General features: G+C 58.2%; 14 protein-coding genes. 8 read left to right on the forward strand and 6 right to left on the reverse strand.

What is annotated here, in order from left to right; all coding sequences use genetic code 11:
* Positions 1-97: 97 nt before the first annotated feature.
* From pckA to M2416_RS23555, 5 genes are all read right to left on the reverse strand, one after another.
* Entirely contained in the window at positions 98-1,720 is a 1,623-nt protein-coding gene (pckA, locus tag M2416_RS23535) for a phosphoenolpyruvate carboxykinase (ATP) (protein ID WP_041143013.1), read from the reverse strand.
* Between the two features lie 359 nt (positions 1,721-2,079).
* Positions 2,080-2,958, reverse strand: coding sequence for an Hsp33 family molecular chaperone HslO (gene hslO / locus M2416_RS23540; RefSeq protein WP_076946149.1), 879 nt, complete (start codon positions 2,956-2,958; stop codon positions 2,080-2,082).
* Positions 2,959-3,002: 44 nt separating this feature from the next.
* On the reverse strand, positions 3,003-3,404 hold the full coding sequence (gene hslR / locus M2416_RS23545; protein ID WP_041143011.1) for a ribosome-associated heat shock protein Hsp15: 402 nt from the start codon (positions 3,402-3,404) through the stop codon (positions 3,003-3,005).
* 9 nt (positions 3,405-3,413) lie between these two features.
* Positions 3,414-4,085, reverse strand: a complete 672-nt coding sequence (yrfG, locus tag M2416_RS23550) for a GMP/IMP nucleotidase (protein ID WP_259227166.1) — start codon at positions 4,083-4,085, stop codon at positions 3,414-3,416.
* Between the two features lie 59 nt (positions 4,086-4,144).
* Positions 4,145-6,277, reverse strand: coding sequence for an intracellular growth attenuator family protein (locus tag M2416_RS23555; protein WP_259227169.1), 2,133 nt, complete (start codon positions 6,275-6,277; stop codon positions 4,145-4,147).
* Between the two features lie 476 nt (positions 6,278-6,753).
* On the opposite strand from M2416_RS23555, the gene nudE reads away from it, so the two are divergent.
* Positions 6,754-7,314, forward strand: a complete 561-nt coding sequence (gene nudE, locus M2416_RS23560) for an ADP compounds hydrolase NudE (protein ID WP_041147478.1) — start codon at positions 6,754-6,756, stop codon at positions 7,312-7,314.
* 84 nt (positions 7,315-7,398) lie between these two features.
* On the opposite strand, the gene mrcA is transcribed toward nudE, so the two are convergent.
* A complete protein-coding gene (gene mrcA / locus M2416_RS23565; RefSeq protein ID WP_041143008.1) occupies positions 7,399-9,957 on the reverse strand; it encodes a peptidoglycan glycosyltransferase/peptidoglycan DD-transpeptidase MrcA in 2,559 nt (852 codons plus the stop codon).
* 117 nt (positions 9,958-10,074) lie between these two features.
* On the opposite strand from mrcA, the gene M2416_RS23570 reads away from it, so the two are divergent.
* The 7 genes from M2416_RS23570 to aroB all read left to right on the forward strand — a co-directional run bounded on the left by M2416_RS23570 (position 10,075) and on the right by aroB (position 15,448).
* Positions 10,075-10,860, forward strand: a complete 786-nt coding sequence (locus tag M2416_RS23570; RefSeq protein WP_259227171.1) for a type IV pilus biogenesis protein PilM — start codon at positions 10,075-10,077, stop codon at positions 10,858-10,860.
* A 2-nt stretch (positions 10,861-10,862) separates the two neighbouring features.
* Positions 10,863-11,402, forward strand: a complete 540-nt coding sequence (locus tag M2416_RS23575) for a PilN domain-containing protein (protein WP_259227173.1) — start codon at positions 10,863-10,865, stop codon at positions 11,400-11,402.
* The gene (locus M2416_RS23580; protein WP_259227175.1) at positions 11,386-11,835 is read left to right on the forward strand and encodes a HofO family protein; all 450 of its coding nucleotides are present in this window, start codon (positions 11,386-11,388) and stop codon (positions 11,833-11,835) included. Before M2416_RS23575 ends, M2416_RS23580 begins: the two co-directional genes overlap by 17 nt.
* On the forward strand, positions 11,825-12,235 hold the full coding sequence (locus M2416_RS23585) for a DUF2531 family protein (RefSeq protein WP_259227177.1): 411 nt from the start codon (positions 11,825-11,827) through the stop codon (positions 12,233-12,235). The genes M2416_RS23580 and M2416_RS23585 overlap by 11 nt, the downstream gene beginning before the upstream one ends.
* Positions 12,150-13,385 carry a DNA uptake porin HofQ gene (gene hofQ / locus M2416_RS23590; RefSeq protein WP_076946142.1) on the forward strand — a complete coding sequence of 412 codons (1,236 nt, stop codon included), beginning with the start codon at positions 12,150-12,152 and terminating at the stop codon, positions 13,383-13,385. The genes M2416_RS23585 and hofQ overlap by 86 nt, the downstream gene beginning before the upstream one ends.
* 392 nt (positions 13,386-13,777) lie before the next feature.
* Positions 13,778-14,299, forward strand: a complete 522-nt coding sequence (gene aroK / locus M2416_RS23595; protein WP_004868452.1) for a shikimate kinase AroK — start codon at positions 13,778-13,780, stop codon at positions 14,297-14,299.
* Positions 14,300-14,353: 54 nt separating this feature from the next.
* The gene (aroB, locus tag M2416_RS23600; protein ID WP_076946141.1) at positions 14,354-15,448 is read left to right on the forward strand and encodes a 3-dehydroquinate synthase; all 1,095 of its coding nucleotides are present in this window, start codon (positions 14,354-14,356) and stop codon (positions 15,446-15,448) included.
* Positions 15,449-15,516 lie beyond the last annotated feature (68 nt).

The following is a 15,516-nucleotide window of genomic DNA, read 5'->3' on the forward strand; positions in this document are numbered from 1 at the left end:
CGCCTGGCTGTCAGCCCGCGAAGCCGGGCAACGAGGCATAAAGTGAGGCATAAAAAAGCCGGGCAAAGCCCGGCTTTTTCTTAACGCGCGTTCACGCTTAACGCTTCGGTCCTGCGGCAACCAGCGCCGCGCCCGCCGGCGTATCGGTATACTTCTCGAAGTTTTCCACAAACAGCTTCGCCAGCTGCTCGGCCTTTTCCTGCCACTGCTCCGGCGAACCGTAGGTATTGCGCGGATCGAGGATATGGGTATCCACGCCCGGCAGCTCGGTTGGGATCTGCAGGTCGAACATCGGCAGCGTAAAGGTTTCCGCGTCATCCAGCGAGCCGTTAAGGATCGCATCGATGATCGCGCGGGTATCTTTAATCGAAATACGCTTGCCGGTGCCGTTCCAGCCGGTGTTCACCAGATAAGCCTGCGCGCCGGATGCCTGCATACGCTTGACCAGCACCTCCGCGTACTGCGTCGGGTGCAGAGACAGGAAGGCAGCACCGAAGCAGGCGGAGAAGGTCGGCGTCGGTTCCGTCACGCCGCGCTCGGTGCCCGCGAGCTTGGCGGTAAAGCCGGAGAGGAAGTGGTACTGCGTCTGATCGGCGGTCAGGCGCGATACCGGCGGCAGTACGCCAAAGGCATCGGCCGTCAGGAAGATAACCTTGGTGGCATGGCCCGCTTTAGAGACCGGCTTAACAATATTTTCGATATGATTGATCGGGTAGGAGACGCGGGTGTTCTCGGTCTTTGAGCCGTCATCAAAATCAATGGTGCCGTCCGGGCGAACGACGACGTTTTCCAGCAGCGCGTCGCGGCGAATGGCGTGGTAGATATCAGGCTCGGCGGCTTCGGAAAGCTTAATGGTCTTCGCGTAGCAGCCGCCTTCGAAGTTAAACACCCCGTCGTCGTCCCAGCCGTGTTCGTCATCGCCAATCAGGCGACGCTTTGGATCGGTGGAAAGGGTGGTTTTACCGGTGCCGGAGAGGCCGAAGAAGACGGCGACATCGCCTTTCTCACCGACGTTAGCCGAGCAGTGCATAGACGCGATGCCCTGCAGCGGCAGCAGGTAGTTCATGATCGAGAACATCCCTTTTTTCATTTCGCCGCCGTACCAGGTCCCGCCAATCAGCTGGATCCGCTCGGTCAGGTTGAAGGCGACAAAGTTCTCTGAGTTCAGCCCCTGCTCCTGCCACTGCGGGTTGGTGCATTTCGCGCCGTTCATCACGATGAAATCCGGCTCAAATACCGCCAGCTCTTCATCCGTCGGGCGGATAAACATGTTTTTGACGAAGTGCGCCTGCCAGGCCACCTCGGTAATAAAGCGTACGCTCAGGCGGGTGTCGGCATTGGCGCCGCAGAAGGCGTCAACGATAAACAGACGCTTGCCGGAGAGTTGATGGGTAACCAGTCCCTTCAGGTGCTGCCAGGTCTCCTGTGAGAGCGGCTTGTTGTCATTCTTGCCCTTACCCTTATCAGACCACCAGACGGTGTCACGGGTCGTATCGTCACGAACGATATATTTATCTTTCGGCGAACGGCCGGTGAAAATACCGGTATCGACAGCGATAGCACCAAGATTGGTTAATACGCCACGCTCATACCCTTCCAGATTGGGGTCGAGCTCCTCCTTATACAATGTGTCGTAGTCGGGATTGTGGACGATATCCTGGACGTCGTTGATACCATAAGCCTTGAGATCCTGCGGGGTTAAACCATTATTAACGCGCATGTCACTGCTCCTTAGCCAATATATACTGCTTTAAATTGTAGGGGTTATTGAGGGGTATAGACCGCGACCAGGCTCATAGATTTACGTATCTCGACAAACGCCTTGCTGACGGAAAACACGGTGACTCCTGTCACGAAACGGGTGGATTATCTCAGGAAATTGGCTATTGGTGGGGATAGATGTTTCTTAATGGTTAAAAAGTAATTAAAAAAACTGCCGAACTGTGAATGTAATCGCTTTCCTGAAAGAAAATTACGTAACCCTTTCAGTGGGAATCGATTCATCTCGCGCGTAAAAAAATTGACGCCAGGAGCGGCGGGGGAGAAAACCCCCGGCGAAGCGCCTGGCGGAGGGGACGATTAGTGAAGCTGGGGATCGGCCGGGGAAGCGTTATTGCGGATTTCGGCAATATCCATGGCGTTGAAGAGATAGTGATTGCCGCAGTAATCGCAGTGCATATCAATTTCGCCTTCGTCGGCCAGGATGCTATCAATTTCTTCATCCGGCAGGGTCTTCAGCGCGCCCGCACAGCGTTCGCGGGAGCAGGTACATTTGAACTCCACGTTCTGCGGATCGTAAACCGTGACCTCTTCTTCATGATACAGGCGCCACAGGACATCGTTGGCCGGCAGGGTGAAAAGCTCCTCGGCCTTAATGGTCTCCGTCAGGGTCGCCAGGTGCTCGAAATCAGCGGCCTGAGCGTCCTGCGCCGGCATCACCTGCAGCAGCATGCCGCCGGCCATTGGTTTTCCGTCATGTTCGCCGGTGCGGATGATCAGGCGGGTCGGCAGCTGCTCCGAGCGCTGGAAGTAATCTTCCAGGCAGGCGGCCAGGGTATCACCTTCCAGACCGACGACGCCCTGATAGCGCTCGCCCTCATCCGGAGAGATGGTAATGACCAGATAACCGTTACCCACCAGCGTTTTCAGATCGGCATCTTCCGGGATCTCGCCCTGGATGCGCGCAACGCCGCGCAGCTGCTGCTGGTTAGTGCCGTTAATCACCGCCAGAGAGAGGGGACCGTCACCCTGCAGCTGCACGGTAATATCGCCGGCAAACTTCAGCGTTGCGGTCAGCAGACTGGTAGCAACCAGCAGCTCCGCCAGCACGGTTTTGACCGGCTGCGGGTAGCTATGGTTAGCCAGAATTTGTTCCAGCGTTTCTGAAACGGTTACCAGCTCGCCGCGCACGGCATAGTTTTCAAACAGGTAACGATGTAATTGATCGTGTTGAGTCATAATAGTCTCTCTTGCTGGCAACAGCGCTGCCTGGGTTCAGGCCGTTATTCACTATCGCCGTGTTTAAATCTCATCAGGTCGCGGCGCTCTTTCTTGTCCGGACGTCTGTCGGGATGCGGCATGGTTAGCGCGTTCATTTTGCGCGCCAGCGCCATTTTTTCGCGTTTCTCGATGCTCTCTACCGTCTCTTCGTACAGCGCGACGGCTTCGCTGGCGGGCCGTCGCTGTTCAGTAATGCCTTTTACGACGACGGTGCGTTCGTCGTTGCCCTGGCGTAGCGTCAGGGTGGCGTCCAGCTCGACGATTTTTCCAGGCTTGCTGCGCTGTCCGTTATAGTGCACCTTGCCGCCTTCAATCATCTCGCGCGCCAGCGCACGGGTTTTATAGATGCGGGCTGCCCAAAGCCATTTGTCCAGCCTGATGGCGACGACGGGCTTCTCTTTCATGGCCTCTCCTTATTGCGTCAGCGAGGGGATCAGGCGCCGGTAATCATTCATGCCAGGATGGCGGGCGTAGCGCTTTTCCGCCAGCCCGGAATCAGGATTGGTCACCCCAAGACAGTAGCGAATGCCGTACTGTGCTGCCGCATCGAGGATCGCCTCGTTGTCATCAACAAACAGCGCTTTATGCGCATCGAAGCCGGTTTCCTCAGCCACCGCACGCCACAGGCGCTGATCCTCTTTCGGATAACCAAATGTGTGGGTGGAAAGCAATAAATCAAGGTGTGCATCAAGGCCGGTGTGCTTGAGTTTGACCGCCAGGTTGTGCGGATGGGCGTTGGTCAGCAGGATCCGCCGCTTGCCGCTGGCTTTGAGAGCATCAAGGAACGGTACGGTATCTTCGCGCAGGGCGGCCTTCGGCCCCTGTTCGCTGGTCATCGCACGAATATCCAAATTCAGGCGCTCGCTCCAGTAATCAAGACAGTACCAGTTTAGCGTATGCTGCACCGCGTGATACTCCTGGTGCATCGCTTCTCTGGCCTCCTGCAGGTTAAGGCCGCGGGCGGCTCCCCAGGTTTCCGGAACCAGCTTTTGCCAGAAATAGTTGTCGAAGGCGAGGTCGAGCAGGGTGCCATCCATATCCAGCAGAACGGTATCAACCTCCTGCCAGGCGATATCAAAGTGCATGGTGAGTCTCCAGCGAGGGGAAATGCGCGACAGGTTAACACACCCCGTCGCGCAAAGGATTACTCGTGATGTTCCGGCGAGGAGATGAGTACCGGGTTCAGGCAGCTTTCATAATACTTCTCAATTTCTTCCATCCGCTGGCGATGGCGCTGGTAGCGGCGGATTGCCAGCACGCCGTGCCAGGACATGCAGCCGAGCATCGCCAGCAGCAGCAGCGTCGTGCCGAGATAGCGCCACAGCCCTGAGCGATCGGGAATGCGGTGCAGATTGATATGCTGCGTGCCGTTGGCATCGGTATAGAGATTGGTGACGATGCCCTCGGCGTGGAAAGGCGTATGCATCAGCATTCCGGCCAGCCGCTGCAGCTCGCCCCACTGCTCGTGGGCAGGGTAATCATACAGGCTGACGGTTGGCCACGGCTGATTGACCAGATCGCTGCCCTCATCGCTGGCGATTAAAAAACCGCCGGGAGCCGGGCTGTTCAGCGCCTGCGCCGCGCGCGACGTTTCGCGGATCACGAACGGCGCCGTGGAGGTGGTCACCAGGTTTTCCAGCGACTCGGCGCTGACCGGGCGTAGCAGCACGTTGATGCCGTCCAGTTTGCCCGAGCTGGCGCGTTTGGTCAGGGCATCCCAGCTGCGCGTATTGCCAAGGTTGACCAGCGCATTCTTCAGGCGCGTACAGTCATCCTGCGCCGAGCACAGGCTATTGGTTTTGATAACGATATCGCCAAAATCATCCAGCAGCACCATTCCCGATTTCTGAATAGCCGAGCGCAGCGCCGGGCTAACGCGTGAATCATCGTCCGGGTCAGGATGCAGCTGGCGCTGGACGGACTGCATCAGCGCGGTGGCTTTGCCGACGATGTCGGACTCCGGCAGCGGCAGGGGAGGGGCATCGTTCCAGACGATTTGCGAGCAGTCAAACGGCATAAACGGCGAGTTCTCTTTTTTTGCCGTCCAGGTATCCGGAGTGTGGATATTGCACATGCCGGTGCCCTTCAGCCGCAGGGTATCGCCGATGCGGACCTGCGACTTCTCCAGCTGAGCGACGGTCGTCGCTTCGATGGTCTGCGCGCCCTTGAGCCACGAAAGCGTGAATTTAAACGGCATATTCAGCGGCACGCTGGCCCACAGCATCACCACCACCAGCAGGGCGCCGGCGGCAATTATGGTGCTGCGTAGCCAGTACTGGAGCGGGAAGTGCCTGACCTCATCGTGTAGCGACAGGAAGCGTCCCTGGCGCGCGACATGACGGCTGAGATAGATATCGACATCCGTTTGCTGGCCGAGATCCTGGGTAATCCAGGGCTGCCAGTGGCGGGGATAGATCAGGTCGATGATCCCCAGGGAGATATTATTGATGTGCTCCTGATCGTTTTCACCAAACAGACCCCAGCGTTTTGGCATTCCCCGCAGGCAGTGGATCTCCCGCAGCGCGTTTTTACGCGGCGGAGCATACATTCCCCACAGGCCAGCGAGCAGCAGCAGGAGCCCGCCGCCGAGCAGCCAGGGCGTGAAAACGTAGGGGCTGATCAGGCTGAAGTAAAACAGCAGGAACGCGGCCACGATCAGGACCGCCTCGCGCAGACCGTCGGGGCGGCTAAGCGCGTGCTCTTCGGCGGTCTCCTGGCGAATATTCAGCAGCTCAACCTGCTCACTCTCTTCACCGCGGATGGAGGCCTGGGTAGCCGACGCCCTTTCAAGCGCGTAGCCGCGGGCCTCCTGCGGGTAGTCGCTGAGCGCGTGGCCGTTGAGGGCAATAACCAGCGGCAGGCTGTCGGTTGGGATCAGATCGACGCTATTTTCGTCGTTGATGTGCTGCTCCCAAAAAGGCGGCAGGTGAACCTCCACCGAATCAAGGAAGTAGCGCCATTTGTTCGGATCGTCGGTGGTGATGCCATAGCGGGTGATGGCCCGGGTTACCGTAATAACGGTCTCGCTCTGCGCGTTCAGCGTCAGAGAGACCGGCGCAACGCTGGCGCCGGTGGCCGGTATCTTCTGCGCCTGGCTAAGTCCTTCGAGGTACTTTTCTACCGCCCGGCGCTCCTCGGCGGAGAGCTTGCGCGTAGCGGCATCGCTGAAGGCGTGCAGTAAAGGGAGGCGACGACGCCTGGCATGCGCGCGATACCACCACCCGATCAGCAGTGCGCAGAGCAGCAGTGCCGTGAAGAAAATCAGAAAGGTGCCCATGCCCATCCCATCATAGTTACTCTTTTCTTAGCGGTATCGTTGGCTGCCATTAACACTCAAAAGCCATCCTTCAGGATTATGTTACCTGCGATTATGGGCCTGGGAAGAGCGCGAAATCCTCGGGTACGCTGGGTACGCTTCGGTTTCTGCGCGCTATCCGCTCAGACTGCCGGCGACACTTACGCCCGACGGGAGAGGCTCGTCGCGTGAGCCTGCAGTTTGCTACCGGCAGATATTGTGTAAGTAAGGGAAAATTTATTGTGCGTTACAGCAGCATACAAGCTTATCAAAAACGTTAAAATGCAGGAATCGGTAAATTCTCAAATACATTTCAACCTATTGACTTTTTTATCTTTATGATTCTCTCATTGAGCGCTAATACGTTGCAACTATGTAAATTAGTGGCGAATTGAATTGCCGAAAGCGTGCTCCATATCGCACAATGACCTCTGTAATCACAGCATAGACCGATGACGATGAGCAAATCATTACAAAAACCCACCATTCTCAATGTTGAAACGGTAGCGCGTTCGCGTCTTTTTAACGTTGAAAGCGTGGATCTGGAATTCAGCAACGGCGTGCGCCGCGTTTATGAACGCATGCGGCCTTCTACGCGTGAAGCCGTGATGATTGTGCCGATTGTCGATGACCATATTATTCTGATTCGCGAATATGCGGTAGGAACGGAGTCCTACGAGTTAGGTTTCTCGAAAGGGCTGATCGATCCGGGTGAAAGCGTGCTGGAAGCGGCCAACCGCGAGCTGAAAGAAGAGGTTGGCTTCGGCGCGCAGAAGCTGACGTTTCTGAAAAAGCTGAGCATGGCACCGTCCTACTTTTCCAGCAAAATGAATATTCTGGTTGCCGAAGATCTCTATCCTGAGTCGCTGCCTGGCGATGAGCCGGAACCTTTACCGCAGGTGCGCTGGCCGCTTTCCGAGCTGATGACGTTGCTGGACGAAGAAGATTTTAACGAAGCGCGAAACGTCAGCGCGCTGTTCCTGCTGCGCGAATGGCTACAGGCGCAGGGGCGACTGTAGTCCGAAGACGCCCCTCGAGGCGATTCTGGGCATCGCCCGTACGAATGGATGAAAAAGAAAAAGCGCCCGCAGGCGCTTTTTTTGTCAGAACAGCTCGTGGGTCTCTCCCCCGCCGTCGGTGAGGGTCGTCCCCACTTCATGTACCGCCTGCCGGGTGGGCTGCGTGCCGTCAATAAAGTACTCCGCACGACTATTGCCGCCGCTGGCCAGCTGGCCGGTGCTGCGATCGATATTCACCGTGACGATGCCAGACGGCGGCGTTAGCGGCTCTTCCGGCACGCCTTCAAGCACTCTCTTCATAAAGTCATCCCAGGCCGGCTGGGCGCTTTTTGCCCCGCCTTCGTAACCGGAGATCTGCTCTTTAATGGCGCCGGAAGCGGTTGTACGGCCCAGATCGCGTCGGTGGTCGTCAAAGCCAATCCATACTGACGTCACGACGCCTGGGCCATAGCCTGAGAACCACGCATCTTTCGAGCTGTTGGTGGTCCCCGTTTTGCCGCCGATATCGTGGCGCTGTAGATCGCGGCCGGCGCGCCAGCCGGTTCCCATCCAGCCCGGTTCGCCGAAGATGTTGCTGTTCAGCGCGCTTTTGATCAGGAAGGCCAGCGGCGTATTAATCACGTGCGGCGCGTATTCCGGCGCTCCGCTCTGGGCCACCAGGGCCTGGTTCGCCTGCTCAAGCTGCGGCTGCGGCGGCACTGCCGGGTTTTGCGGATCTTCCGAGGTTGCGACCTCTTCGACGTCTTTATTCTCCAGAACGTTGGACTTCGGCGTATCGCCGTAAATCACCGGGGAGTTGCACTGCGGGCAGGCAACTTTCGGCCGCTCTTCGAAGATGACGCCGCCCTGATCGTTTTCTATCTTGCTGATAAAGAACGGTGTAATCAGGAAACCGCCGTTAGCCATCACCGAGTAGCCGCGGGCAACCTGCAGCGGCGTAAACGAGGCAGAGCCCAGCGCCAGCGATTCGGTGTGCACGATGTTCTGCGCCGGGAAGCCGAAGCGCTGCAGATATTCCGCTGCGTAATCAACGCCCATCGCGCGCATCGCGCGAACCATCACCACGTTTTTCGACTGTCCCAGCCCCTGACGCAGACGAATGGGGCCCGCGTACTGCGGCGGGGAGTTTTTCGGCTGCCAGTCAGAACCCGCGCCGGCATCCCAGCGGGAAATGGGCACATCGTTGAGCATGCTCGCCAGGGTTAAGCCTTTATCCATCGCCGCGGTGTAGAGGAACGGCTTAATGTTCGACCCCACCTGACGCAAGGCCTGAGTGGCGCGGTTAAACTTGCTCTGGTTAAAGTCGAAGCCGCCGACCAGCGCGATAATGGCGCCATTTTGCGGGTTAATGGAGACCAGCGCCGAGTTCACGTCCGGTACCTGCGACAGCCACCAGCTGCTGCCCACCTGGCGGACCCAGATCTGTTGTCCCGTTTGCACTGCATCGGTCACTTTGCGCGGCGTAGCGCCCTGCTGAGTATCGGAGATAAAGCGACGAGCCCAGCGAACGCCCTCCATATTCAGCATCACCGAGGTGCCGTCGCCGAGCAGCGCAACGGCTTCCTGCGGATTAGCCGACGTCACGACCGCCGGAGAGAGCGGCCCGGAGCCGGGCTGATTTTTTAAGGTCGCGATGATTTTCTTGTTGTCCCACGGGGTTTCACCCACTTTCCACAGCACCGCTGACGGCCCGCGGTAGCCGTGGCGCATATCGTAGTCCAGCACGTTATTACGTACCGCCTGCTGGGCGGACTGCTGGTTTTTACGGGTGATCGTGGTGTAGACGCGATAGCCGTCTTCATAGGCCTTTTCGCCGTAGCGGTTAACCATCTCCTGACGCACCATCTCGCTGAGGTACGGCGAGGAGAAGGCGATTTCCGGCGCATGGTATCGGGCATCGATCGCTTCCCCGCGCGCCTGGTCGTACTGAGGCTGCGTGATATAGCCTTCGCTCAGCATACGCGCCAGCACCACGTTGCGGCGGGCGGTCGCGCGGTCGAGCGAGTACAGCGGGTTAAAGGTCGACGGCGCCTTCGGCAGACCGGCGATGACGGCCATTTCGCTCAGGCTGAGCTGGTCGACCGATTTACCAAAATAGACCTGAGCTGCGGCTCCAACGCCGTAGGCGCGATAGCCGAGGTAGATTTTATTGACGTACAGCTCAAGGATTTCATCTTTGCTCAGCAGCTGCTCGATGCGGATCGCGAGGAAGGCCTCTTTGATCTTACGCATCAGCGTCTTCTCCGGGCTCAGGAAGAAGTTACGCGCCAGCTGCTGGGTGATGGTGCTGGCGCCCTGCGACGCATGGCCAGAGAACATGGCGACGCTGGCCGCACGGAAAATACCGACCGGGTCGACGCCATGATGCTCGTAAAAACGGCTGTCTTCGGTGGCAATAAACGCTTTGAGCAGCTCAGGCGGCATTTGTTGCAGGGTTACGGGAATACGGCGCTTCTCGCCATATTGCGCAATAAGCTCGCCATCCGCGCTGTAGACCTGCATCGGGATCTGCAGGCGCACATCCTTCAGGGTCGCGACGTCGGGGAGCTGTGGCTCAATATATTTATAAAGGCCAAAAATCGAGCCTGCACCCAGCAGAACGCAACAGACTGCAAGGATGAATAGATACTTTACGAACTTCACCGGAGATTTCCCATTTAGTTTTATTTGGGCAGTTTATAAACAAACGCGCGGTAGTATAAAGGCAAGCCTGGTGCATTGATAGAGCTCAACCGTAACGGCGGATAAGGAGATATCACCATGGCTTTCAGGAACTGGCGAATAGGGATGCACATCCAGCAGGATAAGATAGCGATCGTGGCGCTGCGGTTTGAGCGCTCCCGCTGGGCGCTGTGTCGCTGGTGGCATATCGCGCTGGCACCCGGCATCGTCCGGAATGGACAGGTGGCTGACGGCATGGCGCTGGCCGAGCGGCTGCGCGGCTGGCGACGAGAGCTGCCGCTACAGCATCAGGTGAGTATCGCGTTTCCGGCCAGCCGAACGCTGCAAAAAAGAGTCCCGTCCCCCCAGCTCTCTCTGCGTGAAAGCGAGCAGGCGATGTGGGCGGCCAGCGCCATGGCGCAGCAGCTGGAAATGCCCGCATCCTCGCTATGCGTCGATTATAGCGCATCCCCGGACGCCAGCGAGTGGCGGGTCACCGCCGCTCAGCGACTCGATATCGACGCGCTGCGCCAGCTTGCCGCCCGGCTAAAGCTCAGGGTGAGCGCCATTGTTCCCGATGCCAGCGCGCTGAGCGCCTTTTTCCCCTGGCTACCGGCAGAACTCTCAGGCCTGGCGTGGCACGATGAAATGCACTGGATATGGGCTTTGCCGGATAGCTGGGGCAGCTGTTCGCGGGCTGAAGTCGCCGCATTTGCTCAGCTCTCTGCGCGATTAAACGCCCGACAGCTCGGGCTTTGTTCGACCCGGCCTGCCGACGAATGTCGCTTTGACCCGTGGCGCGTGATCCATCGCCTGCAGCCTCCGCTCCCCGCCTGCGGCGACAGCTTCGCCGTGGCGCTGGGCCTCGCGCTGGGAGTGCACTGAGCGTGGCGCAGGCTATCAACCTTCTTCCCTGGCGAGCAGCCCGTCGGCGGCAGCGGCTGCGACTTTGGCTACTCTCCGCCGGCGGGCTGCTGCTGGGTCTGCTGCTGGCGCTGTCGGTTTCCCGGGCGTCGCGCGAGGCTGACGACAGGCTCAAAGCGGTGAGATCAGCTGCCGAAAATCAGCTTTATGCGGCGCTCCAGCAGCGTCAACGCCTGATGCAGGAGCAGCTCCAGCAGCATGAAAAGCAGCGCTTGCGCCACCAGCAGCGAGAGCTGACCCGAGCCTGGCAGCCGCGGCTTCGCAGGATTGCGTCGCTGATGCCGGAACAGGCCTGGCTAACCCGACTGGAGTATCAGCAAAACACCCTGACCCTCAGCGGCCTGACCCTACGCCTGAACGCCTTATCGGCGCTGGAAGCCGCCCTGACGACGGTCGATGGATTTCGGCCGGCCAAAACCGGCGAAACCCGGCGTGATACCGGTGGCCGCTGGCTGTTTAGCTTTTCCCTTGCAGGAGAAAGCCTTTATGCGGGCACTTATTGAGCGCGGGAAGGCATCACTTTTCCGCCTGCGCGGCGACTGGCTAATGCTGGCAGTCGCCTTGCCGCTCACCCTCGCCGGCGGTTTATGGCTGATATCTCCGCCGCTGGCGCAGGAAAGCGTTCGCTCGGATCGTCTGCGCCAGCAGTGGCTGAAGCTGCTCCCGCTGCGGGCAGCCCTTGCCCGGGAGGCGGTCTCCGGGCCCGCGGAGCGGGTTTTTTCCCCGCTTCATCTGCCGGTCGATGGGGCGGCGCTCATTGCCTGGAAGCCCGCAGGGAGAGGCGGGGAGATGGTGCTTGAGCTTCGCTGGCCGTCGGTACCGGCGCTGTTTTCCTGGCTGGCAGACTGCGGGATGCGGGTTGCCGCGTTTTCGCTACAGCCGCAGAAGCGGGTGCTGCGGCTGAGCCTGCAGCTGGAGGCCGAAGATGCGGAGTAAAGGGTGGCGCCTGGCGCTGCTGCTGTCTGTGCCTCTGCCGCTGGCCGGCGAGGCGCGTGACCCCTTCCAGCCGGCGGAAGATCGCTGTCAGGTGGCGGCGCTGACGCAGTGGCGCTACGGCGGGGCGATAGGCTCCCCGCAGCAGTGGATCGGAATCCTGCAGGACAGCGCGGGAAAGTGGCGTCGGGTGAGGGTAAACGACACCCTCGCAGCCGGCTGGAAGATAAGCCTGCTGACGGCGGAAAAAATCGAAATAACGACGGGGCCGGGATGCGACCCTCTGCACTGGCGCTGGCTGCGTGAGGAAAAAAAAGATGCGATGGATAAGCCTGTTATTTCTGCTGCCGCTGGCGGCAGCGGCGGCCAGGAAAGAGCCGCCGATCTCTCTGGTGGTCGATGAGGCCCCGGTGGTTCAGGTGCTACAAACGCTGGCGGCGCTGCGGCAGCAGAATCTGGTGGTCGCTTCCGACGTGAGCGGGACGCTCTCGCTGCAGCTGCACAACGTTCCCTGGCAGCAGGCCCTGCGGTCAGTCGTCGATAGCGCCGGGCTGACGTTCAGCCAGCAGGGAACGATTCTGTACGTGCATACTTTGGCGTGGAAAAAAGCACAGCAGGTGCAGCTTGAGTCCGATCGCGCAAAGCGAAAACAGAATCTCCCGCTGCAGCGGCATAGCATCGTGCTGCGCTATGCCGATGCGGGCGAGCTGGCGAAGGACGGCGACAGGCTGCTCAGCCCGCGCGGTAGCCTGACCGTCGATAAGCGCACCAACCGGCTGCTGATTCGGGATGACGCTGAGCATCTGACCGCGCTGAAGGCCTGGGCTCTGGAGATGGACCTGCCCGTCGGTCAGGTAGAGCTGGCGGCGCATATTGTCTCAATGAGTGAAACCAGCCTGCGCGAGCTGGGGGTGAAATGGAGCCTGGCTGAAGCCAGCAGCGTGCCGGGTTCAGGCAAGTTCACTGCGCTGGGCAGCCAGCTGGCGGTAGGCAATGCCAGTACGCGCACGGGCTTTAATATCGGGCGCATCAACGGGCGCCTGCTGGCGCTGGAGCTGTCGGCGCTGGAGCAAAAGCAGCAGGTCGACATCATCGCCAGCCCGCGGCTGCTGGCTTCCCATATGCAGCCCGCCAGCATCAAGCAGGGGAGCGAAATACCCTATCAGGTTTCCCGGGGAGAGAGCGGCGCAACGTCGGTCGAGTTCAAAGAGGCCGTGCTGGGAATGGAGGTCACGCCAACGGTGCTGCAGCAGAACCGCGTGCGCCTGAAGCTGCGAATCAGTGAAAATACGCCGGGTCAGGTGCTGCAGCAGGAAAATGGCGAGGTGCTGGCGATCGATAAGCAGGAAATTGAAACCCAGGTTGAGGTGAACAGCGGTGAAACCCTGGCGCTGGGAGGGATTTTTTCACAAAAAAACAAATCTGCCCGCGACAGTATTCCGCTACTCGGCGATATTCCTCTGCTGGGTCATCTGTTTCGCCGGGACGGGAAAGATAATGAGCGACGCGAACTGGTTGTCTTCATTACCCCACGGATTCTGGCAGTGCATTAGGCGTTTTTCTTGCTAAACACGTTTCAGGTGTTTGACGTGAGGACGGATTTAGCATACAAGGGGTACCGATTTGAGAGTCGGGTTCGGCATCAATCCTCCCTTTTTGTCCGGTGATTTATTCTCATAATCGTTCAAGACGTATTGAGGCGGTAAGCAAGTTCACCCCCAGAAACATAGCTAGCTATGCACCTGGAGGCGAATAAGTGCAGCCAACGGTGAGGTAGTTTGAATAATGAAGCGTATATTCAGTTGCCAAACCTGCCGGAGTATTGAGATAATTTTTAGTCTGACTCTCGCTCTATTGCATATGAGGTTTCAGTTCATGTCCTGCTGCGCTGGGTATTCGCGAAGCGGGTTTATCATTAACGAATAGTCTTAGTAGTACCGAAAAAATGGCAGAGAAACGCAATATCTTTCTGGTTGGGCCTATGGGTGCCGGCAAAAGCACTATTGGGCGCCAGTTAGCCCAACAGCTCAACATGGAATTTTACGATTCCGATCAAGAGATTGAGAAACGCACCGGCGCTGACGTTGGCTGGGTCTTCGATGTTGAAGGCGAAGACGGCTTCCGCGATCGTGAAGAAAAAATCATCAATGAATTGACGGAAAAACAGGGAATTGTGCTGGCAACAGGCGGCGGCTCTGTAAAATCCCGTGAAACGCGTAACCGTCTCTCCGCCCGCGGCGTGGTGGTCTACCTGGAAACAACGATCGAAAAACAGCTTGCCCGTACGCAGCGCGATAAAAAGCGTCCTCTATTACAGGTTGAAGCGCCGCCTCGCGAAGTGCTTGAAGCGTTGGCAGACGAGCGCAACCCGCTGTATGAAGAGATTGCTGACGTCACTATTCGTACTGACGATCAGAGTGCGAAAGTGGTGGCAAACCAGATTATTCATATGCTGGAAAGCAATTGATTCTGGCTTAATAAAGTGCGTCAGAGTAAAAGCAACTGAGGTGGACGTCGCGTTATGGAGAGGCTTACTGTAACTCTCGGGGAACGTAGTTACCCGATTACCATCGCGGCTGGTTTGTTTAACGATCCAGCTTCCTTTCAGCCACTGCAATCAGGCGACCAGGTTATGCTGGTCACCAATGAAACGCTGGCGCCGCTTTATCTGGATAACGTTCGTTCCGTTCTGGAGCAGGCGGGTGTTAAGGTAGACAGTGTTATTTTACCCGACGGCGAGCAGTACAAAAGCCTGACGGTGATGGATACGGTCTTCACCGCTTTGTTGCAAAAACCGCACGGCCGTGACACCACACTGGTAGCACTCGGCGGCGGCGTGGTCGGTGATTTAACCGGCTTTGCTGCGGCTAGCTATCAGCGCGGTGTGCGTTTTATTCAGGTTCCAACCACCCTGCTGTCGCAGGTGGATTCTTCGGTCGGTGGTAAAACTGCCGTCAATCATCCTCTCGGTAAAAATATGATTGGTGCCTTCTGGCAGCCAGTTTCTGTCGTTGTCGATCTCAACTGTCTTAAGACGTTGCCGGCGCGCGAACTGTCTTCCGGCCTGGCTGAAGTCATTAAGTACGGCGTCATCCTTGACGGTGAATTCTTCGACTGGCTGGAAAACAACATCGATGCGCTGATGGCGCTGGATGAAAAAGCAATGGCGTACTGTATTCGCCGCTGCTGTGAGCTGAAAGCCGAAGTTGTTGCTGCCGACGAGCGTGAAACCGGGTTACGTGCTTTACTGAATCTTGGACATACTTTTGGTCATGCCATCGAGGCCGAAATGGGCTACGGTAACTGGCTGCACGGCGAGGCTGTCGCTGCCGGTATGGTCATGGCTGCGCGTACGTCCGAACGATTAGGGCAGTTCAGCGCGCAGGATACGCAGCGTCTTATTACGCTGCTGCAGCGTGCGGGTCTGCCGGTCAGTGGGCCGCAGGAGATGTCCGCGCAGGCGTATCTGCCCCACATGATGCGTGATAAAAAGGTGCTGGCAGGCGAAATGCGGCTGGTGCTACCGCTCGCTATAGGGAAAAGCGAAGTTCGCGGCGGAGTGTCGCACGATGTAGTTCTTGGCGCGATTGCTGATACTGAGCAGGCGCAACAATAAGAAGGTCTAGCCGCGTCCGCGCGGCGTTATCATTTCAGGTGACATGCAATAGTCGTGAGCATAAGCCT

Origin of the sequence: Klebsiella sp. BIGb0132 (assembly GCF_024810075.1) — a bacterium.
Lineage (GTDB): Bacteria > Pseudomonadota > Gammaproteobacteria > Enterobacterales > Enterobacteriaceae > Klebsiella > Klebsiella terrigena.